The organism is Janibacter sp. RAF52 (genome assembly GCF_052114035.1).
Lineage (GTDB): Bacteria > Actinomycetota > Actinomycetes > Actinomycetales > Dermatophilaceae > Janibacter > Janibacter hoylei.
This window is the reverse complement of record NZ_JBFRDY010000004.1, coordinates 132,820-156,407: the sequence shown is the minus strand read 5'-3', so window position 1 is coordinate 156,407 and position 23,588 is coordinate 132,820. Positions and strand designations below refer to the sequence as shown.

At 72.3% G+C, this 23,588-nt stretch carries 25 protein-coding genes, 1 pseudogene and 1 riboswitch; of the genes and pseudogenes, 8 read left to right on the top strand and 18 right to left on the bottom strand.

What is annotated here, in order from left to right:
- Positions 1-5: 5 nt before the first annotated feature.
- The 6 genes from AB4Y78_RS07510 to malQ all read right to left on the bottom strand — a co-directional run bounded on the left by AB4Y78_RS07510 (position 6) and on the right by malQ (position 8,278).
- Entirely contained in the window at positions 6-1,154 is a 1,149-nt protein-coding gene (locus AB4Y78_RS07510) for an ABC transporter ATP-binding protein (RefSeq protein ID WP_282071514.1), read from the bottom strand.
- Positions 1,147-2,154, bottom strand: a complete 1,008-nt coding sequence (locus tag AB4Y78_RS07505) for an ABC transporter ATP-binding protein (protein ID WP_007923780.1) — start codon at positions 2,152-2,154, stop codon at positions 1,147-1,149. Before AB4Y78_RS07505 ends, AB4Y78_RS07510 begins: the two co-directional genes overlap by 8 nt.
- 19 nt (positions 2,155-2,173) lie before the next feature.
- The gene (locus AB4Y78_RS07500) at positions 2,174-3,163 is read right to left on the bottom strand and encodes an ABC transporter permease (RefSeq protein WP_282071512.1); all 990 of its coding nucleotides are present in this window, start codon (positions 3,161-3,163) and stop codon (positions 2,174-2,176) included.
- Positions 3,156-4,085, bottom strand: coding sequence for an ABC transporter permease (locus AB4Y78_RS07495; protein WP_259908742.1), 930 nt, complete (start codon positions 4,083-4,085; stop codon positions 3,156-3,158). The genes AB4Y78_RS07500 and AB4Y78_RS07495 overlap by 8 nt, the downstream gene beginning before the upstream one ends.
- A 169-nt stretch (positions 4,086-4,254) precedes the next feature.
- Positions 4,255-5,850: a peptide ABC transporter substrate-binding protein gene (locus AB4Y78_RS07490; protein ID WP_441713629.1), complete on the bottom strand. Its 1,596-nt coding sequence runs from the start codon at positions 5,848-5,850 to the stop codon at positions 4,255-4,257.
- A gap of 304 nt (positions 5,851-6,154) precedes the next feature.
- Positions 6,155-8,278 carry a 4-alpha-glucanotransferase gene (gene malQ / locus AB4Y78_RS07485; RefSeq protein WP_441713628.1) on the bottom strand — a complete coding sequence of 708 codons (2,124 nt, stop codon included), beginning with the start codon at positions 8,276-8,278 and terminating at the stop codon, positions 6,155-6,157.
- Between the two features lie 59 nt (positions 8,279-8,337).
- Between malQ and AB4Y78_RS07480 the strand changes: the two genes are divergently transcribed.
- Both AB4Y78_RS07480 and AB4Y78_RS07475 read left to right on the top strand, forming a co-directional pair.
- Complete coding sequence (locus tag AB4Y78_RS07480; protein WP_441713627.1) at positions 8,338-9,258, top strand: pirin family protein; 921 nt, start codon at positions 8,338-8,340, stop codon at positions 9,256-9,258.
- A gap of 1 nt (position 9,259) precedes the next feature.
- Positions 9,260-9,958 (top strand): alpha/beta fold hydrolase, encoded by a 699-nt coding sequence (locus tag AB4Y78_RS07475; protein WP_007923790.1) that lies wholly within the window; start codon positions 9,260-9,262, stop codon positions 9,956-9,958.
- A 3-nt stretch (positions 9,959-9,961) separates the two neighbouring features.
- On the opposite strand, the gene AB4Y78_RS07470 is transcribed toward AB4Y78_RS07475, so the two are convergent.
- Together AB4Y78_RS07470 and AB4Y78_RS07465 are read right to left on the bottom strand one after the other, a co-directional pair.
- Entirely contained in the window at positions 9,962-10,873 is a 912-nt protein-coding gene (locus tag AB4Y78_RS07470; RefSeq protein ID WP_441713626.1) for a universal stress protein, read from the bottom strand.
- 41 nt (positions 10,874-10,914) lie between these two features.
- The gene (locus tag AB4Y78_RS07465) at positions 10,915-11,367 is read right to left on the bottom strand and encodes a deoxycytidylate deaminase (RefSeq protein ID WP_007923792.1); all 453 of its coding nucleotides are present in this window, start codon (positions 11,365-11,367) and stop codon (positions 10,915-10,917) included.
- Positions 11,368-11,411: 44 nt separating this feature from the next.
- Here AB4Y78_RS07465 and AB4Y78_RS07460 point away from each other — a divergent pair, with 44 nt between their 5' ends.
- Positions 11,412-12,635, top strand: coding sequence for an MFS transporter (locus AB4Y78_RS07460; RefSeq protein ID WP_441737001.1), 1,224 nt, complete (start codon positions 11,412-11,414; stop codon positions 12,633-12,635).
- Here AB4Y78_RS07460 and AB4Y78_RS07455 read toward each other — a convergent pair.
- The 4 genes from AB4Y78_RS07455 to thiC all read right to left on the bottom strand — a co-directional run bounded on the left by AB4Y78_RS07455 (position 12,616) and on the right by thiC (position 17,148).
- Complete coding sequence (locus tag AB4Y78_RS07455) at positions 12,616-13,260, bottom strand: thiamine phosphate synthase (protein WP_282071497.1); 645 nt, start codon at positions 13,258-13,260, stop codon at positions 12,616-12,618. The genes AB4Y78_RS07460 and AB4Y78_RS07455 overlap by 20 nt on opposite strands.
- Positions 13,257-14,045: a hydroxyethylthiazole kinase gene (locus AB4Y78_RS07450; protein WP_441713624.1), complete on the bottom strand. Its 789-nt coding sequence runs from the start codon at positions 14,043-14,045 to the stop codon at positions 13,257-13,259. The genes AB4Y78_RS07455 and AB4Y78_RS07450 overlap by 4 nt, the downstream gene beginning before the upstream one ends.
- Positions 14,042-15,400 carry an MFS transporter gene (locus tag AB4Y78_RS07445; RefSeq protein ID WP_282071492.1) on the bottom strand — a complete coding sequence of 453 codons (1,359 nt, stop codon included), beginning with the start codon at positions 15,398-15,400 and terminating at the stop codon, positions 14,042-14,044. The genes AB4Y78_RS07450 and AB4Y78_RS07445 overlap by 4 nt, the downstream gene beginning before the upstream one ends.
- Entirely contained in the window at positions 15,397-17,148 is a 1,752-nt protein-coding gene (thiC, locus tag AB4Y78_RS07440) for a phosphomethylpyrimidine synthase ThiC (RefSeq protein ID WP_007923800.1), read from the bottom strand. The genes AB4Y78_RS07445 and thiC overlap by 4 nt, the downstream gene beginning before the upstream one ends.
- Positions 17,146-17,253, bottom strand: a riboswitch (TPP riboswitch). It overlaps the preceding gene by 3 nt.
- Before the next feature lie 29 nt (positions 17,254-17,282).
- On the opposite strand from thiC, the gene thiD reads away from it, so the two are divergent.
- The 4 genes and pseudogenes from thiD (at position 17,283) to AB4Y78_RS07420 (ending at position 18,841) form a co-directional block, all read left to right on the top strand.
- The gene (thiD, locus tag AB4Y78_RS07435; protein WP_441713623.1) at positions 17,283-18,119 is read left to right on the top strand and encodes a bifunctional hydroxymethylpyrimidine kinase/phosphomethylpyrimidine kinase; all 837 of its coding nucleotides are present in this window, start codon (positions 17,283-17,285) and stop codon (positions 18,117-18,119) included.
- 61 nt (positions 18,120-18,180) lie between these two features.
- Positions 18,181-18,324: pseudogene (locus AB4Y78_RS07430) on the top strand (SMR family transporter); the annotation flags it as partial.
- Between the two features lie 47 nt (positions 18,325-18,371).
- Positions 18,372-18,524: a hypothetical protein gene (locus tag AB4Y78_RS07425; protein ID WP_441713693.1), complete on the top strand. Its 153-nt coding sequence runs from the start codon at positions 18,372-18,374 to the stop codon at positions 18,522-18,524.
- Positions 18,521-18,841, top strand: a complete 321-nt coding sequence (locus tag AB4Y78_RS07420; RefSeq protein ID WP_007923803.1) for a DMT family transporter — start codon at positions 18,521-18,523, stop codon at positions 18,839-18,841. The genes AB4Y78_RS07425 and AB4Y78_RS07420 overlap by 4 nt, the downstream gene beginning before the upstream one ends.
- A gap of 19 nt (positions 18,842-18,860) precedes the next feature.
- Here AB4Y78_RS07420 and AB4Y78_RS07415 read toward each other — a convergent pair whose 3' ends face one another.
- Genes AB4Y78_RS07415 through AB4Y78_RS07395 form a run of 5 tightly spaced genes read right to left on the bottom strand, consistent with a single transcriptional unit; the run spans position 18,861 to position 21,542 of the window.
- The gene (locus tag AB4Y78_RS07415) at positions 18,861-19,301 is read right to left on the bottom strand and encodes an SRPBCC family protein (RefSeq protein WP_259908753.1); all 441 of its coding nucleotides are present in this window, start codon (positions 19,299-19,301) and stop codon (positions 18,861-18,863) included.
- 10 nt (positions 19,302-19,311) lie between these two features.
- Positions 19,312-19,824: a hypothetical protein gene (locus AB4Y78_RS07410; RefSeq protein WP_387354940.1), complete on the bottom strand. Its 513-nt coding sequence runs from the start codon at positions 19,822-19,824 to the stop codon at positions 19,312-19,314.
- Entirely contained in the window at positions 19,817-20,191 is a 375-nt protein-coding gene (locus AB4Y78_RS07405; protein ID WP_259908755.1) for a hypothetical protein, read from the bottom strand. Before AB4Y78_RS07405 ends, AB4Y78_RS07410 begins: the two co-directional genes overlap by 8 nt.
- A gap of 9 nt (positions 20,192-20,200) precedes the next feature.
- Positions 20,201-21,124 carry an NADP-dependent oxidoreductase gene (locus AB4Y78_RS07400; protein WP_441713622.1) on the bottom strand — a complete coding sequence of 308 codons (924 nt, stop codon included), beginning with the start codon at positions 21,122-21,124 and terminating at the stop codon, positions 20,201-20,203.
- 49 nt (positions 21,125-21,173) lie between these two features.
- Positions 21,174-21,542: a hypothetical protein gene (locus AB4Y78_RS07395; RefSeq protein ID WP_259908757.1), complete on the bottom strand. Its 369-nt coding sequence runs from the start codon at positions 21,540-21,542 to the stop codon at positions 21,174-21,176.
- Here AB4Y78_RS07395 and AB4Y78_RS07390 point away from each other — a divergent pair.
- Entirely contained in the window at positions 21,537-21,788 is a 252-nt protein-coding gene (locus tag AB4Y78_RS07390) for a hypothetical protein (protein ID WP_441713621.1), read from the top strand. The two genes, AB4Y78_RS07395 and AB4Y78_RS07390, sit on opposite strands and share 6 nt — an antisense overlap.
- Positions 21,789-21,800: 12 nt before the next feature.
- Here AB4Y78_RS07390 and AB4Y78_RS07385 read toward each other — a convergent pair whose 3' ends face one another.
- Positions 21,801-23,567, bottom strand: coding sequence for a GNAT family N-acetyltransferase (locus AB4Y78_RS07385; protein WP_441713620.1), 1,767 nt, complete (start codon positions 23,565-23,567; stop codon positions 21,801-21,803).
- Positions 23,568-23,588 lie beyond the last annotated feature (21 nt).

Here is a 23,588-nt window from a genome sequence, read left to right as displayed (position 1 = left end):
GTCGGTCAGGCTCCACCGGGATCGTAGGTGAAGGCTCCGGCCGCCGAGGCGCCACCCTCGACCGCGCCGGCCTGGCCAGCGGACACGGCGTCGGTGCGGTCGACGAGACCCTGCCCCGCGAAGAGACCGTGCTCCTCGGTGACGATCTGGGTGTCGACGATGACGCGCGGCTCGGCGAAGTGGCAGCGCGAGGGGTGCTCCCCCGAGCCGTCGGTGCGCAGCTCGAGCAGCGGCGTCTCGGTGCGGCAGATGTCCTGCGCCTTCCAGCAGCGGGTGTGGAAGTGGCAGCCCGCCGGCGGGTTGGCCGGCGAGGGCACATCGCCCTGGAGGACGATCTGCTCCCGCTTGCCCCGCAGCGTCGGGTCCGGCACGGGCACCGCCGACAGGAGGGCCTGCGTGTACGGGTGCGTCGGGCGCGAGTAGATGTCGTCCTCGTCGCCGATCTCGACCATGCGGCCGAGGTACATGACCCCGACCCGGTCGGAGATGTGGCGCACGACCGACAGGTCGTGGGCGATGAAGATGTAGGACAGACCGAGCTCGTCCTGCAGCTTTTCCATGAGGTTGATGACCTGCGCCTGCACGGAGACATCGAGCGCGGAGACCGGCTCGTCGCAGATGAGCACCTTGGGGTTGAGCGCGATGCCCCGGGCGATGCCGATGCGCTGACGCTGACCACCGGAGAACTGGTGCGGGTACCGGTTGATGTGCTCGGGGTTGAGCCCGACGAGCTCGAGCAGCTCCTGCACCCGCGCCCGACGACCGCCCTTGGGCACGACGTCGGAGTGGATCTCCAGCGGCTCGCCGACGATCTCGCCGACGGTGCGCCGCGGGTTGAGCGAGGTGTAGGGGTCCTGGAAGACGATCTGGATGTCACGCCGCAGGCGGCGCATGTCGGCGCCGGACTGCGCGTACATGTCGACCCCGTCGAAGTCGACGGTGCCCTCGGTCGGCTCCTCGAGCCGCATGAGCAGCCGACCCAGGGTCGACTTGCCGCACCCGGACTCACCGACGATGCCGAGCGTCTCGCCCTTGTACAGCTCGAAGTCGACACCGTCGACGGCCTTGACGTGGCCGACGGTCGAGCGGAGCACGCCACCCTTGATCGGGTAGTGCTTCTTCAGGCCCTGTGCCTTGAGGATCACCTCAGACATCGAGCACCTCCTCGCTGAAGTGGCAGGCCGACTGGCGCTGCGGGCCGACGTCGAGCAGCTCGGGCCGCTGCGTCGAGCAGATGTCCTGCGCCATGACGCACCGGGGGTGGAAGGCGCAGCCGGAGGGGATCCGGGTGAGGTTCGGCGGCAGACCGCCGATGGCCGAGAGGGTCTGCCCCTTCTGGTCCAGACGCGGGATCGACTCGAGCAGACCCCGGGTGTACGGGTGGGCGGGCCGAGCGTAGATGTCGCCCACCTCGGCCCGCTCGACGATCCGCCCGGCGTACATGACCGCGATCCGGTCGGCGACGTCGGCGACGACACCCAGGTCGTGGGTGATGAGGATCAGACCCATGTTGAACTCCTCCTGCAGCTCCTGCAGGAGGGCCATGATCTGGGCCTGCACCGTCACGTCGAGAGCCGTGGTCGGCTCGTCCGCGATGAGGACCTTGGGGTTGAGCGCGATGGCCATCGCGATCATGATCCGCTGGCGCATGCCCCCGGAGAACTGGTGGGGGTAGGCCTTGACCCGCTCCTTGGCCGCGGGGATGTTGACCCGCTCCATGAGACGGACCGCCTGCGCGTAGGCATCGGACCTGTTCATGCCCTGGTGCACGCGGAACATCTCGCCGATCTGCCACCCGACGGGGAAGACCGGGTTCAGCGAGCTCAGCGCGTCCTGGAAGACCATCGAGATCTCCGGGCCACGCAGGTGGCGCCGGTGGTCCTCCGGCATCGTCAGGAGGTCGTTGCCCTTGTAGAGGATGCGACCGCCCGGGATCACCGCCGGAGGCATGTCGAGGATGCCCATGATCGCCTGCGCGGTCACCGACTTGCCCGACCCTGACTCGCCGAGGATGGCGAGCGTCTCGCCCTCGTCGAGGCTGAAGTTGACGCCGTTGATCGCCTTGGCCACTCCCTCACGGGTGTGGAACTCGACGTACAGGTCATCCACCTCGAGCAGGTGCTCGCCCGTCGACTGTGTCGTCTCAGTGCTCATGTGACTACTCACCTTGCTCTCAGCGGCTCTTCGGGTCGAAGGCATCACGCACGGCGTCGCCGAGCATGATGAAGGCCAGGACCGCGATGCTGAGGAAGAGGGCCGGGAAGAAGAGGATGTGCGGCGACGCCCGAAGGGGGGTCAGCCCGTCGTTGATCATGACGCCCCACGACACGGTCGGCGGCCGCAGGCCGATGCCGAGGAAGGACAGCGTCGCCTCCGCCGCGATGTACGAGCCGAGGTTGATCGTCGTGACGACGATGGCCGGGGCCATGGCATTGGGCAGCACGTGCCGGCGGATGATCCGCATCGGCGAGGCGCCGAGCGCCCGGGCGGCCTGCACGTAGTCGTTGGGCTTGACCTGGATGACCGAGCTGCGCATGAGGCGCATGAGACTCGGCCAGCCGAAGAGAACGAAGACGAGCACGACCTGGATGACCACGCCGAAGTAGCCCTGGATCGGGATCCCCCAGATCTCCTCGGTGTCACGCAGCGAGGACAGGAAGATGATGCCCGAGAGCAGCAGCGGGATGGCGAAGAAGATGTCGCCCAAGCGGCTGATCAGGGTGTCGACCAGGCCGCCCACGTAGCCGGCGAGCAGGCCGAAAAAGGAGCCGAGGACGAGCACACCGAAGGTCGCGAGCACGCCCACGAGGATCGAGGCGCGGGCGCCGTAGACGACGCGGGTGTAGATGTCCTGGCCCTGCACGTCGGTGCCGAACCAGTGCTCCCCGCTCGGCGACTGGCGGGCCTTGCTCAGGTCGTTGAACCTCAGGTCGTAGGTCGTGAAGAGCGACGGCCAGATGGCCATCAGCAGGAACATGAGGATGAGCAGGCTCGAGATCCAGAAGAGCGGGTTGCGACGCAGCGAGGCGAAGGCGTCCGCGGTCAGCGAGCGCGAGGGGCCCTCGGCCGCCTCGGCGATCACGGCCGTTCGGGTCGTCGTGGCTGCGGCCTCGTCCTGGCCCGGCTCCCGGGCGGCGTCCTGCGCCGTGGTCTTGTCAGTCATTGCTGATCCTCGGGTCGAGTGCGCCGTAGAGGAGGTCGACGAGCAGGTTCATCAGGAGGTAGACGATGACGAGCGCTGTCACCGCCCCGACGACCGCGATCCCGTCACGGTTGCGGATCCCGGTGAAGATGTAGCCGCCGACCCCTTGGACGTTGAAGATGCCCTCGGTGACGATCGCGCCGCCGAGGAGGGCGCCGAAGTCGTAGCCCATGAAGGTGACGACGGGGATCATCGAGTTGCGCAGGGTGTGCACGCCGACGATGCGCCCCCGACTCAGCCCCTTGGCCTTGGCGGTGCGCACGTAGTCGGAGCGGATGTTTTCGGAGATGTTGGTCCGCATGAGGCGGGCGATGTACGCCAACGAGGTCGACCCGAGCACCATCGCCGGCATGATCAGCGCGACGAAGTCCGGATCCTTCCCCGAGGCGAGCGCGGGGAAGATCTCCCACTTGAGGCCGAGGAAGTAGCGGGCGGCGAAGCCGATGACGAAGATCGGGACCGAGATGACGAAGAGGGTGCTGACGAGCACGAGGTTGTCGATGAAGCCCCCCTTGCGCAGTCCCGCGAGAACACCCGCGATGATGCCGATGACGCCCTCGAAGACCAGCGCCATGACGGCCAGCTTGGCGGTCACCTGGAAGCGCTCACCGAGCTCCTTGGCCACGGAGATGCCGTACTGGTTCTCACCCAGGTCGCCCTGGACGACGTTCTTGGCGTAGTAGCCGTACTGGACGATCAACGGGTCGTTCAGGTGGTACTTCTCGTTGAACTTCTCGACGTAGGCAGCCGGGCAGGGCCGCTCGCCACACTTGCCGGCCGTGGGGTCACCCGGCATGGCGAAGACCATGGCGTAGATCAGGAACGTGGAAAGGATGATCACCGGGATCATCTGGAGCAATCGTCGAACGATGTACTTGCCCACGTGCACCTCCTCATGGAACTGGTACGCACCTCAGGCCCGGGGTGCCGGGAGAGGGTAACTCACTGTGTGCGACCCCGCCGCAGACCATTGGCGGGAGTGCACGCCACCGGCCGGCCATCGCGAAGGTGATGGCCGGCCGGGGTCGTGCTGAGTCAGCCGTGGGGCTGGGTCACTCCTTGACGGTGATGGCCGCCAGGTCCGGGTTGCCGAAGGGCGTCGCCTGGACGTTGTCGACCTTCTCCGACCAACCGATGATCGTCTTGCCGTACCACGTGGGGATGGTGGTGAACTCCTTGGCGATCATCCCCTCGGCCTCCTGGTACAGCTTGTTGGCCTCCTCGGGGGTCTCCGCCGCACCGGCCTCGCGCATCTTCTTCTGGAAGTCCGCGTTGTCGTAGGCGTAGTAGTTCGAGCCAGCGCCCTTGCCGTAGATCGGGGCGAGGTAGTTCTCGATGGACGGGTAGTCCATGACCCAGCCCATGCGGAACATGCCCTTGAGCTCGTCGTTGCCGAGCTGCGTCAGCATGGTCTTGAAGTCGACCGCCGGGGTGGCGACGCAGTCGATGCCGATGGCCTTGTTGACCGAGTTGCAGACCGCCTCGGTCCACTCCTTGTGGCCGCCGTCACCGTTGTAGGTGAGGGTCAGCTTGCCGTCGTAGCCGCCGCCCTCCTCGAGGAGCTGCTTGGCCTTGGTCGGGTTGTACTCGCAGTACTCACCGCAGGTGCCCTCCTTGTAGCCGTCGACGATCGGGGAGACCCAGCCGGTGGCCGGCGTCATCGCGCCGTTGAAGATCTGCTTGACGATCGTCGGCCGGTCGATGGCCATCGAGATGGCCTGGCGGACCTTGACGTTCTTCAGCTTGGTGTCGACGTGGTAGTTCATGCCGATGAACTGGAGGGTGGAGTTCTCCTTCTCCAGGTACCGGCCCTCGCCGAGGTCGTCCTTGAACTTGTCGTCGACGAGCGCGCTCGCGGGGATCTGACGGACGACGTCGACCTCGCCGGCCTGCAGCGCGGTGTACTCGGCGTCGGCGTCCTGGAAGATCTTGAAGGTGATCTTGTCGGCCTGGCCGCCGAACTCACCGGCGTAGTCGTCGAACTTGCTGACGACGATCGACGAGTTCTCGTCCCAGGAGTCGAACTTGTACGGGCCGGCGGCGACGGGCTTCTTGCCGAAGGCCTCCGGGTCGTCGAAGAAGGAGTCGGGCTGGGGCGCGAAGGCCGTGTAGCCCAGACGCAGCGGCAGGTTGGAGACCGGCTCGGTGGTCTTGATGGTGAAGGTGTGGTCGTCGACGACCTCGAGGCCGGAGAGCTCCTTGACCTTGGACTTCGGGTCGGAGACCTCGTCGTAGCCCTCGACCGGCTCGAAGAAGTAGCCACCCTGCTGGCCGTTGGGGCCGAAGGCCGTGTAGTTCCAGGCGTCGACGAAGTTCTTCGCCTTGACCTCGGTGCCGTCGTGGAACTTGTAGCCCTTCTTGATCTTGACCGTGAACGTCTTGTTGTCCTCGGTCTCGATCGACTCCGCGATGTCGTTCTCGGGCTCGGCCGTCTCGGGGTTGTAGTGGACCAGCTTGGCGGTCAGGACGTCGAGGACGTCACCACCACAGGTCTCAGCGGTGTTGCCCGCGACGAGCGGGTTCTCCGGGTTGCAGCCACCGGAGACGATCTCGCCACCCGGGCCGCCGCCCGAGCCGCCGTCGTCGTCGCTGCTGCCACCGCACGCGGTCGCGAGAAGCGCGGCCGCGGAGATGCTGGCGATTGCCATCGCGCGAGACTTCACTCGCATGGAGGTCCTCCTACGTCAAGCCGCCGGGAAAGGCGGGTCTAACGGCTTTCCCGATCGTCCGGGTCCACCCCTGGGTGCAGCGCGGTCCGCGACTGCACGAGCCATCAAAAACCACCCTGCGGCGGTTGACCACGACCCCGTGTGCTGTGAGACACAACTGTGACTCTTCGGTGACCACCCCGGCACCCCTCGCAGGAGATGCAGGGTTAACCCTTACGGCCGGGAAACCTTGCGGCTGGAGCCACGGATCCCGACAATCCGGGGCGGTCCTGTGCCTGCCCGGTCACCCGCGCGCAGGACCTGCCACGACGTCCTCGAGGCTCAGCGGCCGACGGTCCGGTCCGGCGAGCGGCAGCCGCCAGTTGGGGTACTCCTCGTCGGTGCCCGGCTGGTTGATCGCTCGGACGTCGCCGACGAGGTCGGTCAGGGCGATGCCGCGCAACCGGGCCGGGGTCAGCTCGAGCCAGCGGTGCAGGGCCCCGACGACGTCGGCCACCTCGGCATCGGCGGTCTCGAGCAGCCCCCGCTCGGCGAGGGCCTCGCGCACGGCCTGCACGCTCGCCGCTTCCGCAGCCCGCTCCTCGTCGACGGGCCGGGTCAGCAGCCCGAGCCGCTCGCGCAGGTCGACGTGCTCGAGGGCGAGGTAGCCCGCGCTCGGCGGCAGGTCGTGGGTGGTCACCGTCGCCAGGCACAGCTCGCGGTAGTCCTCCGGCGGCAGCGGGCGCCCGTCGGCACCCCACTCGAACCACACGACGCTCGTGCCGAGGATCCCCCGCTCGACGAGGTGGTCCCGCACCCACGGCTCGACGACACCGAGGTCCTCGCCGATGACGACGGCGCCGGCGCGCTGCGCCTCCAGGGCAAGGATGCCGACGAGGGCCTCGTGGTCGTAGCGCACGTAGGCCCCGTCCCCGGGGGTGTGCCCCTCCGGCACCCACCACAGCCGGAAGAGCCCGATGACGTGGTCGATCCGCAGGCCGCCGGCACCGTCGAGCACCCCACGGAGCATGTCGCGGAAGGGGGCATAGCCCAGCTCGGCGAGACGGTCCGGGCGCCACGGCGGCTGGGACCAGTTCTGCCCGAGCTGGTTGAACTGGTCGGGCGGGGCGCCGACGTCGACCCCGCGGGCGAGGGCATCACCGAGAGACCAGGCGTCGGCCCCCTCGGGGTGAATGCCGACGGCGAGGTCGGCCACCAGCCCGATGCCCATGCCCGCGTCACGCAGCCGCTGCTGGGCCTCGGTCAGCTGGCTGCGCACGACCCACTGGACCCACACGACGAAGGAGATCTCCCCGCGGTGGGCACAGCGGTGCGCCTCGACGGCGGGCGAGGTCGGGGTGTGCAGTTCCTCGGGCCACTCGCTCTCCCACAGCGAGCCGTGCTCGGCAGCCAGGCTGCACCACGTGGCGAAGTCGACGAGCGCCTGCCCCTCACGCGCATGGAGGCGGGCCACCTCGTCGGCCTGGCGTGGCCCGAGGTGACGGTAGGCGAGGCGCAGCGCCGCCCCCTTGAGCGCCCACGCCGCGTCCCGGTCGATGGTGTCGGCCGCGTTGAGCCGGGCCGCCCGGTCGGCGAGCGTCTCGACCTCCTCGCGCACGGGCGCCGGCAACAGGTCGAGGCCGGGCAGCCGGCGCAGGTCGATGTAGATCGGGTCGACGAAGCGGCGTGACGTCGGGAGGTACGGCGAGGGCTCCATCGGTGGCACCGGCTCGGCCGCGTGCATCGGGTTGACCAAGACGAAGTGCGCGTCGTGCTCCCGTGCCGACCACTCACCGAGCGCCACGAGGTCGCCGAGGTCGCCGATGCCCTGGCTGCCGGCACTGCGCACCTGGTACAGCTGCGTCATCAGGCCGGCGCGCGGCGCCTCGCGCAGGACCGCGGGCAGCTCCAGTCGCTGCGGGACGGTGACGAGGGTCGCCTGCTCCGTCCCCTCGACGAGCGGCACCTCCGGCCGGGCGAGGAGCTCGTGCCACCCGAGCGGGAGGTCGGCCGGCAGCTCGAAGGCCGCCTCGCCCACCAGGACCCCGTCGACCTCCCGGGGGTCGACGACGTGCTCGACCTGCACGAGGTCGCGACGTCCACCCCCTTCGAGCTGGACGTGGACCGTGACGGCGCTGCCGTGCGGGACGTGGACGAGGAGGCGAAGGGGGTCCCCCTCGCGCTGGACGACGGTCGGGGGCAGCGTGCGTCGCCACGGGGCGGTGCGGACCCGCTCGAGCGCGGTCGCCGTCGCCGCGTCGTCCGTGACGTCCTCGCCCATCGCCTCCAGCACCGCCCGCAGCGCGCTGCCCGGGACCCGACGGTGCTCACCGCGCCAGTCCCACCAGAGGGTGTCGACCCCCTTCGCGGCGGCCAGCTCCTCCAGCAGCCCGCGGGGCTCCTCCGGGGCGTGCGTCTCGTCGCTCACGTGGCCAGCCTTCAGCAGCGGGGCCACCCGTGTCCACCGGGGCGGGTAGCGTGAGCGCGATGGACGACGTACAGCTCCTGGCGCCGCGTGAGGTGCCGCTCGGCGGGCCGCGCGCGATGACCGTGCGGCGCACCCTCCCCTCCCGGCAGCGCAGCCTCGTCGGCGCCTGGTGCTTCCTCGACCACTACGGCCCGGACGACGTCGCCGCCACCGGCGGCATGGCCGTGCCCCGCCACCCCCACACCGCGCTCGCGACGGTGTCGTGGCTCTTCACCGGGGAGATCGAGCACCGTGACTCCACGGGTGCGCACGCGATGGTCCGACCCGGTGAGCTCAACCTCATGACCGCGGGCCGCGGCGTGAGCCACTCGGAGTTCTCCACCCCGGCGACGAGCGTGCTCCACGGCGTGCAGCTGTGGTTCGCGCTGCCGTCGAGCGCGCGCGACGAGGAGCCCTCCTTCGTCCACCACGTGCCCGAGCCCATGTACGTCCCCGGCGGCGTTGCCCGCGTCTTCCTCGGCGAGCTGCTCGGTGTCCGCTCCCCCGTGCGGACCCACACCCCGATCACCGGCGCGGAGATCCTCCTCGACGCCGACGCCGAGACCCTCGTCGAGGTCCCGGCGGGCCACGAGCACGCCCTCCTGCTCGACGACGGCGACGTCACCGTCGACGGCACCGAGCTCGAGGCGGGAGAGCTCGGCTACCTCTCGACCGGACGCCGCAGCTTCACGCTGCGCTCGGCACGTGGAGCCCGCCTCGTCCTCATCGGCGGTGAGCCCCTCGGCGAGCAGATCGTCATGTGGTGGAACTTCATCGGCCGCAGCCACGACGACGTCGTCGCCGCCCGCGACCGCTGGATGGCCGAGATCGGCCGGGAGCCGGTCGAGGGCGAGGAGCGCTTCGGACCCTTCCCCGACGGGCAGCCGGCCGCCCTACCCGCCCCGGCCCTGCCGGGGGGTCGGCTGCGGGCGCGGGGCTGACATGGGTCTGATCAACGCACCGTCCGCCCGCGTCGTCTTCATCCACGGGCGGGGCCGCAGCGGGCCGAGCGCCTGGCCGCTGCTCGCGGAGGCAGGCGCTCCCGAGCACGTCTTCCTCGAGCGCACCTGCCCGGCCGACCAGCCCGAGCGCGACGCCGACCGGGCCATCGACGCCCTCGAGGGGCGCGGCCACCTCGTCGGCCACTCCTACGGCGCGGTCACCGCGATGCTCGCCGCGCAGCGCCGACCGGACCGGCTGCGCAGCCTGGTCCTCATCGAGCCCGCCTGTTACGACGTCGCCCGCGGTGGTCGTGGGGTCGAGCGGCACATCAGCGCCATGGCCCAGGTCTTCGCCGTCGCCGACGACCCGAGCGTCGACGGGCGAGAGTTCTTCCGACGCTTCGCCGCCGGCATGGGCGCCCCTGACCCGGAGGTCGACGACGGCACGTGCGACGCGGTGGCCGCCCGAATCCGGGCGACGCCGGCGCCGTGGGAGATCTCGCTGCGGGCCGACACCCCGCGCCTCGTCCCGACCCTCGTCATCACCGGGGACGGCTCACCGATGTACGCGGAGGTCGCCGCGGCCCTCGAGGCCCAGGGCGCGACCCACCTCCCGCTGCCCGGCGCCGGTCACCGACCCCAGGACACGCCCGAGGGCGCGGCGGCGATCACCGATTGGGTGGCGCGGCACGGCCGCTGAGCCTCACTGCCGGTGGAGCACCGCCACGGGGCAGGTCGCGAGCGCCAGCACCCGCTGCGTGACGGACCCGAGGAGCATCCCGCGGAACCCGCCCCGGCCGCGCGAGCCGACGAGGAGCAGGTCGGCCCCCTCGGCGACCTCGACGAGCGAGTCCGCGGCGCGACCGTGGCGCACCTCGACCGTCACCTCGATCTCGGGGTGGGCCCTGCGGGCCGCCTCGATCGTCGACTCGGCCATCCGGCGGTAGCGGCTGTCAACGGCCTCCCACTCGGGGGTCCCCGGCTCGGTGACGACGACGCCACCCTCCACCTCGACGTTCCACGATGTCACCGTCGTCACGGTGCGCCCCCGCAGGGCGGCCGCGTCGAGGGCGTGGTCGAAGGCCAGGCGGCTGTGCTCGCTGCCGTCGATGCCGACGACGACGCGCCCGTCGCCCTTCGTGCTGGCATTTTCGGGCACGAGCACGACGGGGCAGGGGGCGTGGGCGACGACGCTCATCGACGTCGTGCCGAGCACGATCCGCTCGGCACGATTTTTGCGGGCGGACCCGACGACGAGGACCCGCGCGCCCTGGGCGCTCGCCATGAGGGCCCCCGACGGCGAGCCCGTCGGCAGCGCCGTCGACACGGGGAGGCCGGGGTGGGTCGACTCGACGTGCGCCCTGGCGTCGACGACGACGCGCGTCGACTCCTGCTCGACCCGGTCGACGATCTCGGGGCTGGTCAGCAGCTCACCGTAGGCGGACAGCGGGGTGCCGAGGTCGACGGCGTGGACGAGGTGGAGCGGCGCGGAGAGCGCCGCGGCCTCGCCCGCGGCCCAGTCGATGACTGCGGCGTCCCGGTGGCTGCCGTCGAGGGCAGCCACCACGGCGCCGGAGGGTGTCGGGGTGTCGTGGGTGCTGGCGTCGGTGCTCATGCCCCATTGTCCCCACGAACCCCGACCGCGTGAAGGGGGGCTCAGCGCCAGTCCGTCAGACCGGGCCGGTCGTGGCTCCCGCCGGGCCAGACCGCCCGCACGATGCCGGCTGCCGCGAGCGCCTTGCGGCAGCCGGGGCAGGGTGGGTCGGTGATGTAGGCCGTCGCGCCCTTGGTGTCCCGGGTGGAAAACAGGAGCGCGTTGACCTCCGCGTGGATCGCGATGCAGAAGCCGGGCGTCCCCGGGCGGTCGTAGTCGCCGAGGCCCGGCACGGCGTCGTAGTCGAGCTGCCCCCTGGGGCAGGCTCCCTCGAGGCAGTCGGCCTCGCCCGGGGCGGCGCCGTTGTAGCCGGTCGCGATGATCCGGTGGTCGATCGTCAGCACGGCACCGACGCGGCGGCGGGTGCACTTGGCGCGGGCGGCGACAGCCGTGGCGATGCCGAGGAAGTAGTCGTCCCAGCTCGGCACGCTCGTGGTCGGGGTCTCGTCGGGCACGGACCGATCCTAGGCAGACCGGGCCCGCGTGATAGACCGCTGGGGTGACGAGCCACGAGACGACGCGACGGACTCCCCCCTTCGGACCCGGGCTCGCGCTCCTCGGCGTGGCCCTCATCTCGATCAACCTGCGCCCCGGGGCGACCTCCATCGGCCCGCTCCTGGCGGAGGTGCGTGCGGCCCTCGAGATCGGCCCGACCCTCGCCGGTGTGGTGACCGCGCTGCCGGGCTTCGCCTTCGCCGTCGCCGGTGGCGGTGCCGTCGCGCTCGCCCGGCGCGTCGGCGTCTCCGCCGGCATCACCCTCGGCGTGGCCGCCGTCGTCGTGACGCTCCTCGCGCGGGTCGTCACCGACTCGTCCGCGGTCTTCCTCGTGCTCACCGCGATCGGGCTCGCCGGCATGGGGCTGGGCAACGTCCTCGTCCCCGCGTGGATCAAGGCGCACTCCACCGACGGTGGGGTGCGGCTCATGACGATCTACTCGATGGGGCTGACGGTCGGCGGCACCCTCGGCCCGCTGCTCGCCGCCCCCGTCGCCGACGTCGCCCCCGGCCAGTGGCGCGGCGCCCTCGGCATGTGGGGGCTCGTCGCCCTGCTCGCCCTCGTCCCGTGGGTCGTTATCGCCCTGCGCGACCGGGTCCACCGCCGCGCCGCGGGCGAGACCCCGACGTCGCGGATCTGGCACTCCCCCACCGCGATCGCGCTCACGGTGCTCTTCGGCGTGCAGTCGACCAATGCCTACGTGCAGTTCGGCTGGCTGCCGCAGATCTACCGCGACGCGGGGCTCTCGGCCGCCACCGCCGGCCTGCTCACCTCGGTGCTCGCCGCGCTCGGCATCTTCGGCGGGCTGCTCATGCCGACCGTCATCGCTCGCAGCCGTGACCTGTCCGCGTGGATGATCGGCTTCGGGACGCTCGCCGTCGCCGGCTACCTCGGCCTGCTCCTCGCCCCGGCGCCCGTGCCGTGGCTGTGGGCGGTCCTGCTCGGCCTGTCGGGCTTCGCCTTCCCCACCGCCATCGCCCTCATCGCGGTCCGCACCCACAACCCCCACGTGACGGCCCAGCTGTCGGGATTCGTCCAGCCGGTCGGCTACCTGCTCGCAGGGATCGGCCCCTTCGCCGTCGGCCTCCTGCACGAGCTGACCGGCGGCTGGACCGTCGTGCTCCTGCTGCTCATGACGACGGGTGTCGGCATCACCCTCGCCGGCCTGCGGGTCGCCCGCCCGGTGCTCGTGGACGACGAGATCGGCGTCAGCTCGCCCACGCGCTGAGGCAGGCGGCCGCCGCGGCGCCCGGGTCGTGGGCGCCCATGATCTCGCGGACGACGGCGACGCCGGCGATGCCGGTGAGGGACAGGGCCGGCACGTCCGCGACCGTCACGTCACCGATAGCGACGACCGGCAGGTCAGTGGCAGCAGCGCGAAGGGGGTACCCCGCAAGACCCACCGGGGGGCGACCCACGCTCTTCGTCGGGGTGGGGCGGTAGGGGCCGCACCCGAGATAGTCGGGCCGATCCGCACCGACGCGCGCCTCGGCGGCCCGGACGTGCTCGAGGGTGCCGGCGGTCAGGCCGACGAGGGCATCGGGCCCGAGCAGGGCCCGAGCGTCCGCAGTCGGCAGGTCGGCCTGCCCGAGGTGGACCCCGTGCACGGGGGCACCGCGTCGACGCGCCGCATGGGCGACGTCGGCGCGGTCGTTGACGATGACCAGGGTGGTGGGGGCGACCTCGGCGACCGCGCCGGCCACGGAGAGGACGAGGTCGAGCAGCTCGCCCGCGAGCAGGTGCTTGGCCCTGACCTGGACGATGCCTGCGCCGGCTGCTGCCGCAGCGGCCGCCGCCCGGACGGTGGCCGGCCCGTGGCCTGAGGTGACGAGGTGGAGGCGCCAGTCGATCACGTGAGCCGCACCCCGCTCCCGACCTCGGTGGGGGTCACCGCGTCGAGGGCGTCGAGCAGACCGACCCGGAAGCTGCCCGGCCCGAGACCGCCCACCCGCTCCGAGGCGACGGTGAGCAAGGCGGTCGCCGCCACCGCCGCGACGAAGGGGGCCGCCACGGCGGCGTGCGCCGCGCTGAGGGCGCCGAGCAGACACCCGGTGCCGGTCACCCGCGTGAGCACCGGTGCGCCCGAGGCGATCCGGACGCTCTGGCGCCCGTCGGTGACGAGGTCGACCGCCCCGGAGACGGCGACGACGCACCCGTGCGCGGCCGCGAGGGAGTGGGCCGCCTCGGCGGCCGCGTCCGGGGCGACGGTGCTGTCGGCCCCGCGACCGGGCTGCCCTCCCCCGGCGAGCACGAGGACCTCCGAGGCGTTGCCGCGCACGATGCTCGGCCCGAGGGCGAGCAGCTCGAGGGCGAGCGGGGTGCGCACGGGCGCCAGACCGATGGCGGTCGGGTCGAGCACCCAGGGGGTGCCGCGCTCGGCCGCCACCTCGGCCGTCGGGAACAGCCCGTCGCGCCCGTCGGAGCTCAGCGAGCCGAGGTTGGCGAGGAAGGCGTCGGCCACGGTCACGAGGGTCGGCGCCTCGTCGACGGTCTCGGTGAGCATCGGCCGGGCGCCGGCGGCGAGCAGCCCGTCGGCGACGATCGCCCGGGTCACCGACCCGGTCGCCCCGTGGACGAGCGGGCTGGCGGCCCGCATCGCGGCGACGGCGGCGGTCACCTCGGCGCGCAGGTCGCTCATGTCGTGGCCCCCGACGGCACGCCCGGCCGGAGGAGCGTGCCAGATCGGACGGCGACCGCCTCGACGTCGTCGTCGAGCTCGCCCCGGGCCAGGCGTGGCCCGAGGGCGCCGCACCCGGCGACGAGCAGACCGCCGACGACGAGCACCGCGACGACCGCCCCCTCGTGCCCGAGGAGCGGCTCGAGCCGGGGCAGCCACCACGGCCACAGGGCCGGGACGACGATGGAGAGGGAGTAGGCGGTGCCGTACCCCGTCGAGCGGACGTGCGCGGGGAAGCGCTCGCACAGGTAGGCCCCGACGGGCCCGTAGCCGCACACGGTGACGACCTGGAGCAGGGCCACCCCCACGACGAAGGGGAGGACGGCTGCGGTCATCGTCGCCAGCCAGAGCAGTGGCGCGAGCACGGCGGCCGCGAGGCCCCAGCCGACGAAGTAGCGCCGCCGGCCGAGCACCGTCGACCAGTGCCCGGTCGTCGACATGACGAGGGCCTGGGCGACGGAGGCGACGCCCATGACCGTGGCGACCTCGCCGCCGTCGAGGCCGTGGTCGGCGGCCAGGCGGCCGGTCGCGGCGATGACGACCATGTTGGTCATGAGCCACAGCCCCGACATCAGGCCGAACATCTGCCAAAAGGCACCCGCGTAGGCGCCACCGAGGACGGCCCGGAGACCGAGCGCGGCGGGCGCCCTGGTGTCGGCCTGCTCGCGCTGACGCACGACGTGGGGCGCGTCGACGACCCGCGCGGAGTAGTAGGCGAGCAGGGCGAGGCTGGCGAGCCCTCCGGCGACGAAGGAGAGGCGCCAGCCCCACTCCGCGTAGGTGGCCGGGCCGAGGAGCGCGAGGAGCGCCGCGGTGGCGAAGGCGATCGTCGACTGGGCCCAGGGGGCCATCGACATGATGAGCCCGGAGACGAGACCACGGCGCCGCGGTGGTGACCACTCCATCGCGAGCGGGATCGCCGAGGCGTACTCCCCGGCGAGGAAGACGCCACCGACGAAGCGCAGCAGCACGACGGCGCCGATGGCGAGCACGCCGACGCTCGCGTGGGTCGGGACCGCCGCGATGAGCAGAGAGCAGGCAGCCGTGCCGGCGATGGCCACCTGGGTCGTGCGGGTGCGGCCGACGCGATCGGCGATCCGCCCGAAGACCATCGCCCCGACGGGGCGGCCGAGCAGGGTGGCGACGACCACGAGGGCGCCGGAGGTGACGCCGGCGTGCGGCCCGGCGAGCGTCACGAGCGCCGGGGCGAGCGCGACGACGGGCAGGAAGATGTTGACCTGGTCGACGTAGTTGCCGACGACCCCGGCGCGCACGGCGGCGCGTCCCGCCGGTGGCAGGTCGGGCACGAGGCTCATCGGGTCGACTCGTCACGGACGTAGACGCTCGAGCCGAGCTCGACGAACTGGCGCGCCTTGGCCGCCATGCCCGCCTCGGCGATCGCTCGCTGGTCGGCGGCCGACCCGTAGGCGTCGCGGATGTCCTGGCTGATCCGCATGGAGCAGAACTTCGGCCCGCACATCGAGCAGAAGTGGGCGGTCTTCGCCGGCTCGGCGGGGAGGGTCTCGTCGTGGAAGGCCATCGCCGTCTCGGGGTCGAGGGCGAGGGCGAACTGGTCGTGCCAGCGGAACTCGAAGCGGGCCCGGCTCAGGGCGTCGTCGCGCTCCCGGGCCCTCGGGTGCCCCTTGGCCAGGTCGGCCGCGTGCGCGGCGATCTTGTACGTGATGACGCCGGTGCGCACGTCGTCGCGGTCGGGCAGGCCGAGGTGCTCCTTGGGCGTGACGTAGCAGAGCATCGCCGTGCCATGGCGGGCGATCTCCGTGGCGCCGATGGCGGAGGTGATGTGGTCGTAGCCGGGCGCGATGTCGGTGACGAGCGGCCCGAGGGTGTAGAAGGGCGCGCCGTGGCACCAGTCCTGCTCGAGGTCGACGTTGTCCTTGACGAGGTGCAGGGGCACGTGGCCCGGGCCCTCGACCATGACCTGGACGTCGTGCTCCCACGCGCGCAGGGTCAGCTCACCGAGCACCCGCAGCTCGGCGAGCTGAGCGGCGTCGTTGGCGTCCGCGACCGACCCCGGCCGCAGCCCGTCGCCGAGCGAGAAGGCGACGTCGTAGCGGGCGAAGATCTCGCACAGCTCGTCGAAGTGGGTGTAGAGGAAGGACTCCTCGTGGTGGGCCAGACACCAGCCGGCCATGATCGACCCGCCGCGGGAGACGATGCCGGTGACCCGGTCAGCGGTGAGCGGGACGAAGGCGAGCCGCACCCCGGCGTGGATCGTCATGTAGTCGACGCCCTGCTCGCACTGCTCGACGACGGTGTCCCTGAAGACCTCCCAGGTGAGGTCCTCGGCCCGACCGTCGACCTTTTCGAGCGCCTGGTAGATCGGGACGGTGCCGATGGGCACGGGGCTGTTGCGGATGATCCACTCACGGGTCGTGTGGATGTCGTCGCCGGTCGACAGGTCCATGACGGTGTCGGCCCCCCAGCGGGTGGCCCAGGTGAGCTTGTCGACCTCCTCGGCGATGGAGGAGGTGACGGCGGAGTTGCCGATGTTGGCGTTGATCTTCGTGAGGAAGGCCCGCCCGATGACCATCGGCTCGGACTCGGGGTGGTTGACGTTGGCCGGGATGATCGCGCGGCCGGCGGCCACCTCGTCGCGGACGAGCTCGGGCGAGCATCCTTCTCGCAGAGCGACGTAGCGCATCTCCGGCGTGATCTCGCCGCGGCGTGCGTAGTGCAGCTGGGTGACGGTGCGGCCCTCCACGGCACGAAGGGGGTCCCTCCCTTCGCCCCGCCAGGCCCGGGAGGCCTCGCCGCGGCGCACGGCGGACCGTCCGTCGTCGAGCAGGTCGCGTGGTCGCCCCGCGTAGGGCTCGACGTCGCCGCGCGCGGTGATCCACGCCGCCCGCGCCGGGGGCAGCCCGACCTCGGGGTCGCTGCCGGGGCCGGCCGTGCGGTAGACGTGCACGTCATCGTTGGTGCTGCCGTCGGGGCTGTCGGCCAGGGAGATCGCCGTCACCGGCACCTCGATCGACGGGTCGTGGGGGTCGGTCAGCACCTCACGACGGTGCTGGGGGTGGAGCTCGGTCTGCTCGTCGGTGCGCACCAGTGCGCCTCCTCTTCCTTCGCCGGCGTGATCCGGACAGGTTCAGACGGTCCGGACGGCGTCAGTCCGATCTCAGCTCGTGCCCGAGCTCCCGTGGGGGTGCTCCGATACAACCACATGGCTACGGTGGCGGCATGACCGCCCCGCTCCCCCGACCGCCGGTGGCCCTGACGATCGCCGGGTCGGACCCGTCGGGCGGGGCAGGGATCCAGGCCGACCTCAAGACCTTCAGCGCGCTCGGGGCCTTCGGCACGAGCGTCATCACCGCCCTCACCGCCCAGTCGACGACCGGCGTCACCGACGTGCACGAGGCGCCGGTCGCACACGTGCGGGCCCAGCTCGAGACCCTCGTCGCCGACGTGCGCATCGACGTGGTCAAGGTGGGGATGCTCGCGTCGGCACCGCTCGTCGAGGTGGTCCACGAGCTGCTCACGACCGGTCCGCTCGCTGCGACACCGGTCGTCCTGGACCCGGTCATGGTGTCGACGTCGGGCTCGCGGCTGCTCGCGCCAGACGCGGTCGACGCGGTGCGCGCGCTGCTGCCCCGCGCCGACGTCGTGACGCCCAACGTGCCCGAGGCCGGGGTCCTGCTCGACGAGCCACCGGCCGCCGCCGCGGCTGACCTGCCCGAGCAGGCCCGGCGGCTGCGCGAGCTCGGTGCGCGTCGGGTGCTGCTCAAGGGCGGCCACCTCGACGGTCCCGAGTCGGTCGACCTCTGGCTCGACGACGACGGACCGGTCGCGCTGCGCGGGCCGCGGGTCGCGACCACGGCGACGCACGGTACCGGCTGCACGCTGAGCTCGGCGATCGCCGCCCTTCGCCCGCGCCACGACGGGTGGCTGCCAGCGGTTCGTGAGGCCCGTGGCTGGCTCACCGAAGCACTGCGTCACGGGGAGTCGCTCGAGATCGGGGCCGGCGCCGGGCCGGTACACCATTTCCACGAGCTCGTCAGGTGGCGCGCGACCACCTGAGGTCGAGCCGACCCGGCGGTCAGCCGGCGACGTCCCCGCGGAGCGCACCTAGAGTCCTCCCATGACGACCTGGCTGCTGCTCGCCGCCGCGATCCTGTGCGAGGTGGCGGCAACCCTGAGCCTCAAGGGCGCGCTGGACCGACCCGCGCTCTACGTCGTCGTCGTGGCGGGGTACATGGCCTCCTTCACCCTGCTGGCCGCCGTCCTGCGCCGCGGGATGGGCCTGGGCGTCGCCTACGGCATCTGGTCGGCGTGCGGGGTGACCCTCAGACGGTCCTGTCGACGGTCGTCTTCGGCGAGCGCTTCACCCCCGTCATGGGCCTGGGCGTCGGCTGCGTCATCGCCGGGGTGCTGCTCGTCGAGACGGGGACCCGCCACGCCCCGGTCGAGGACGTGAGCGCGTGACCGGGTGGCTCTGGCTCACGGTGGCCGTCTGCGCCGAGGTGACCGGCACCCTCGCGTTGAGGTCGGCCGTCGAGGACCGACGGTGGTACGGGCTCGTCGGCGTCGGCTACCTCACCGCCTTTGCCGCCCTCTCGGCGAGTCTCTCGCACGGGATGCCGCTCGGCGTCGCCTACGGCACGTGGGCGGCCGCCGGGGTGGCGCTCACCGCGCTCGGCTCACGGGTGCTCTTCGCCGAGCCGCTCACCCGCCCGATGCTCGCGGGCATCGGACTGATCATGGTCGGCGTCCTGCTGCTCGAGCTCGGGGCGGGCCACTGACCGACGCGCCCCGCAGGGCTCAGCCGAAGAGCGCGGCGAGCCGGTCGAGGGAGGCGCGCAGGTTGCTCTCGGTCGTGCTGCGGGCCCGCTCGTACCGCGACGCGTCGGTCAGCTCGCGCCAGTCGTAGGTGTGGGTCACCAGGGTCCGACCGTCGTCGGTCGGGGCGAGCTGCCACCGCCACTCGTGGCCGAAGGGAGCCTGCCCCTGCGCGGCCGGGCGCCACGCGATGCGGCGCCCCTCCTCGAAGTCGACGACGTGGTTGTAGCGGTCGTTGCCCCGCGTCGTCGTGGTGACGAAGACGTCGCCGACGGCCCGGGCCCGCTGACCGGAGGCGGACGACGCGAGGTTGTCGTTGCCGTCCCAGGCGAGCTGCCGCGCCGGGTCGGCGATCTCCTCGAAGATCGCCTCGGGCGGTGCGGTGATGGTGGTGGATGCGGTGACGACCTTGGTCTCGTCCATGGCACCCACCCTAGGACCGCGCGATCAGGGCCGCCCGCACGTCGGCGGCCAGCTGAGGCACGCGTCCCTGCGCCACCCCGGCCACCCACCGGTGCGCGGGGAAGGCCAGGCGGCGGAGCGCGTAGTTGACGACCTCGACCACGCCGAAGGCCCAGACGAGGAGGAGCAGCACGAGCCACGCCAGGGAGGGAGCGCCCGCGACGACCGCCGCGAGCCCGGCCGCGAGGAGGATGACGGCGAGCACCCCGAGGGCGAGGTACGCGCGGGCGAGCCCGAGGGGCATCACGCCGACGCCGACCCACCGTCGGGCCAGCAGCCAGTAGGTGCCGGCGGCGACGAGGACGACGGCGAGCGGCCCGACGGCACCGAGGACGGCCAGCCGGCCGCCGGTGTCGAGGGGCGCGCCGTGCCAGAGCGCCACCCCCACGAAGACCGCGGCCGCGGCGAGCTCGCCGAGACCGAGGGACAGGTACTGGCGGCGACGCCGGTCGCGGCGGGCCCGGGAGGAGACCTCGTCAGCCACGCGGCACGAAGGGGACGACCTGCCGCAGCGAGTCGACGTCGGGCTGGTGCACGCCGAAGCCGAGTGCCGCGACCCGCTTGCCGGTCGGCACGTGGAGCAGGTTCCTGCCGTCGAGGACGAGGTCGCGCGGCTCGGTGACGGGGAACCGGCGCAAGGTGATGCCGAGCGGGTTGCACATGCGCACCTCGTCCACCCCGATCCGCAGCATCGGGTTGACGAGCTGGAGGATGCCGAGGGCGGTGAGCACGACGCCCGCCGCGACGGTGACCCACGCCGAGGTGAGCAGGGACACGAGCGCGATGAGCACGCCCAGGGCGACGAAGGTGATGGCCATGGGACGGCTGTGGCGGATGGTCATCGGCGGCATGGCCGCACCCTAGTCGGCGACCTCGATGACGAGCTTGCCACGCACGTCGCCCGACTGGCTGGCGGCGAAGGCCTGCGCCACGTCCTCGAGCGGGAAGGTCCGGTCGACGTCGACGATCAACCGGCCGGCGGCGACCTCGTCGAGCAGGTCGGCCAGGCGGGCCCCGTCGGGCCGCACCCACACCCAGCGGCCGCCGTGCTCCTCGACGGCCGGGTCGGTGATCGAGGCGAGGCGACCGCCCTCGCGCAGCACCGCGAGGCTGACGTCGAGGACCCCGCCGACGAAGTCGGCGACCGCGTCGAAGCCCTCTGGCGCCACGTCGCGCAGCCGCTCGTCGAGCCCGTCGCCGTACTCCACCGGCGTCACGCCGATGTCGCGCAGCTTGTCGTGGTTGGCCGTCGACGCCGTGCCGACGACCGTGGCCCCGGCGGCGATTGCCAGCTGGGCGGCGGCGAAGCCGACGCCACCGGAGGCGGCGTGGACCAGGAGGGTGTCCCCCTTCGTCACGGCCAGCGTCTCGAGGACACGAAGGGCGGTGAGCCCGGCGAGCGGGAGGGCCGCAGCGACGTCGTCGGTGACCTCGTCGGGGACGGCTGCCACGTCGTCGACGCGGACCGTGACGTACTCGGCGAAGGTGCCGGCCGACAGGACCTGTTTGCGGGCGTAGGCGGCGACCCGGTCGCCGGGCCTGAACTCGGGGCTGTCCGGGCCGACGGCGTCGATGACGCCGGCGACGTCCCAGCCGGGGATGACCGGGAAGTCGGCGGAGAGCATCGGGTCGAGACCGCCGGACATGGCCTTCCAGTCGACGGGGTTGACCCCGGCCCGGGTGACCCGGATGCGGACCTCGCTCGGGCCCACCTTGGGGACCGGCAGGTCGCTCAGGTGCAGCTCGTCGGTGGTGCCGTACTGGTCGTAGGTGATGGCGCGCATGGTGGGTACAACGGGGAGCGCGCCGGATGGCATTCCCGCGACCCTCGCCTCAGCGCTGAGCGGTCGGGATGACGTGGCGCAGAGCCTCGACGTCGGGCTGGTGCACGCCGAAGCCCAGGGTCGTCACGCGCTTGCCCGTCGGCACGTGCACGAGGTTCTTGCCGTCGATGACGAGGTCGAGGGGGCCGCGCAGCGGGAAGCGGCGCATCGTGATCCCGATCGGGCTGATGACGCGCGCCTCGTGCGGCTCCAGCCGCACCATGGGGTTGATCAGCTGCAGGACGCCGAGCACCGCGAGGACCACCCCGACGACGACTGACGCCGACTGCGCCAGGATCCCGACGGCGAGCGAGACCACGCCGAGGCAGACGAGGAGGATGGCGATGGTCTGGTTGGCCCGGATGCGCATGGGGTGCATGACCGCGAGCCTATCGAGCGGGCCGTCCCGAGCGGGCGGGCGCTGCCGGCCGGTCGACGCGGACTGCGGTGGCGGCCGTGTCCCTCCGCCAGCACGACCTCGCGCATCGAGGGCGTCGGGCGCCAGCGGGTCGAGACGAGCTTCATCGCCGCGGACATCGACCGGATGGTGCGGGTCCCCGACGCCGCCGCGGTCGCCGCGGTGCGGCTGCTCGAGCAGCTCATGCGCAGCGGTCGCCTGCCCTGACGAGGGGGCGTGTCACAGCGGACGCTTGAGACCGAGGTGGCTCGCCTCGTAGCCCAGGTGCTCGTAGAAGGCGTGTGCCCGGGTCCGTACCCGGTCGGTCGTCACTTGGGACAGGGCCGCGCCGTGCGCGCGCCCGTGCTCGTGGGCCCACTCGAGCATCGCCGTCCCCAGCCCGGCCGACCTCTCACCAGAGGCCACCCGCACGCCCTCGACCTGCAGTCGGGTGGCGCCGCGGCGCGACAGGCCGAGGATGATCGACAGCTGCATGGTGGCGACCACCCGGTCGCGCTCGTCCCGGACGACCGCGAGGTACTGCGCGCTGTCGCGGTCGACCGCATCGAAGACCCGCTCGTAGTGGGCGATGTCGTCGCCCTCGCGCGCCGCGCCGAGCTCGTCGTCGGCGAGAAGCGCGACGATGGCCGCGACGTCGCCGCGCACGGCCCGGCGGACCCGGAAGCGACGCTCCCCCAGCTCGAGGACACCACCGACGGACTCGGTGGCCCGGGTCCTCAGATCGTGCACCAGGGCATCGAGCCACCCGCCGACGTGTCTCCGGGCCTCGTCGGTGTCGGGGTAGCGGCAGCGCAGGTGCAGCCCGGTCTCGTCGATGATGAACCACAGCATGACGCCGTCGGAGCGGATGCTCGCGCCGACGTACTGCGCGTCGAGGCCCGCGGCGTCGACCCTCACCGGCAGGCGCCGCAGGTCGAGCCACGAGACCGCAAACATGCCTGGCGCCTCGGGCATGCCGCCCCACGGGGCGAAGACCTCGGCGAGCGGCCACGAGCCGAGCTGCACCGCCTCCTTCACAGCGTCGGCACAGGCGCTCGGGTCGGGGTCCGCGGACTCGAGGACGGAGTTGGCGATGAACCAGCCCACCGAGTCGTGCCACGTCGCGTCGTAGCGCGAGTGTACCGGGAAGACCGCGCGGAGAGGCACGTCCGCGAGGTTGCGGGTCACCGCCGTCATCGAGGCGACGACCGTGGCCAGGGTCGAGACGCCGTCGCCACGTGCCTGGGCGGCGAGCGCCGCCGAGCCGTCGACGTCGAGCACGTCACGGACTTCGACCCGCTCGGCCTGCGGCACCGGCTCGCCGAGGGGCAGCGGGAAGCGAGGCATGACGTCGCCGCTCGCGGCCAGGACCTCCGCCCAGCGCCGCTGGACGTGCTCGGGCGCCGGGTCGCGGTGGCGCAGGGCGGTCGTGTGCTCGGCGAAGGGGGGAACGAGCGTGAGCTCGGGCACCTCGTCGCCGTCGGTCAGCTCGAGGGCCGCGAGCAGGTCGCGGATGACGACGAGCATCGACCACATGTCGACGTGCGCGTGGTCGGCGCCGATGATCATCGTCGGAGCGGTCGCGGTCTCCAGGACGCACAGCCGGTGGGAGGGCGTGGCGAAGGGGGTGCAGGAGGCGTCGAGGACGTCGCGCACCGCGTCGTTGACCGCCTGCCCGGTGGCGATCGGGTGCTCCACCCACTGCCCCGGCGTCACCTCGATCTCCTCGAGCAGCGGCTGCCCGTCGGGGCCGACGGAGAAGCTCGACCGCAGGGTGCCGTGGCGGGCGACGACCGCGAGCCAGGCCGCCGAGAGTCGTTGCCGCGCAACCGGGGCAGGCAGGGTGAAGCAGATCGCCATCCAGGAGCCGGGCCGTTCGCCAGCGCTCACGTGACGCTGCTGGTCGAAGGAGACGGGCAGGGGGCGACCGGTGCGCCGGGCGGTGACGTCGTAACCCAGGAGCCTCCCGAAGGGCAGCCGCAGGTGGGCGACGTTGGACAGCCTCATGGCGGTTACCGTAGCCGCACG

Bases quoted from the DNA above. Each gene is read 5' to 3' on its own strand.
- AB4Y78_RS07510 (WP_282071514.1), bottom strand. From the start codon at position 1,154: ATGTCTGAGGTGATCCTCAAGGCACAGGGCCTGAAGAAGCACTACCCG.
- AB4Y78_RS07505 (WP_007923780.1), bottom strand. From the start codon at position 2,154: ATGAGCACTGAGACGACACAGTCGACGGGCGAGCACCTGCTCGAGGTG.
- AB4Y78_RS07500 (WP_282071512.1), bottom strand. From the start codon at position 3,163: ATGACTGACAAGACCACGGCGCAGGACGCCGCCCGGGAGCCGGGCCAG.
- AB4Y78_RS07490 (WP_441713629.1), bottom strand. From the start codon at position 5,850: ATGGCAATCGCCAGCATCTCCGCGGCCGCGCTTCTCGCGACCGCGTGC.
- AB4Y78_RS07480 (WP_441713627.1), top strand. From the start codon at position 8,338: ATGGACGACGTACAGCTCCTGGCGCCGCGTGAGGTGCCGCTCGGCGGG.
- AB4Y78_RS07475 (WP_007923790.1), top strand. From the start codon at position 9,260: ATGGGTCTGATCAACGCACCGTCCGCCCGCGTCGTCTTCATCCACGGG.
- AB4Y78_RS07470 (WP_441713626.1), bottom strand. From the start codon at position 10,873: ATGAGCACCGACGCCAGCACCCACGACACCCCGACACCCTCCGGCGCC.
- AB4Y78_RS07450 (WP_441713624.1), bottom strand. From the start codon at position 14,045: ATGAGCGACCTGCGCGCCGAGGTGACCGCCGCCGTCGCCGCGATGCGG.
- AB4Y78_RS07445 (WP_282071492.1), bottom strand. From the start codon at position 15,400: ATGAGCCTCGTGCCCGACCTGCCACCGGCGGGACGCGCCGCCGTGCGC.
- thiD (WP_441713623.1), top strand. From the start codon at position 17,283: ATGACCGCCCCGCTCCCCCGACCGCCGGTGGCCCTGACGATCGCCGGG.
- AB4Y78_RS07415 (WP_259908753.1), bottom strand. From the start codon at position 19,301: ATGGACGAGACCAAGGTCGTCACCGCATCCACCACCATCACCGCACCG.
- AB4Y78_RS07405 (WP_259908755.1), bottom strand. From the start codon at position 20,191: ATGCCGCCGATGACCATCCGCCACAGCCGTCCCATGGCCATCACCTTC.
- AB4Y78_RS07400 (WP_441713622.1), bottom strand. From the start codon at position 21,124: ATGCGCGCCATCACCTACGACCAGTACGGCACCACCGACGAGCTGCAC.
- AB4Y78_RS07395 (WP_259908757.1), bottom strand. From the start codon at position 21,542: ATGCACCCCATGCGCATCCGGGCCAACCAGACCATCGCCATCCTCCTC.
- AB4Y78_RS07385 (WP_441713620.1), bottom strand. From the start codon at position 23,567: ATGAGGCTGTCCAACGTCGCCCACCTGCGGCTGCCCTTCGGGAGGCTC.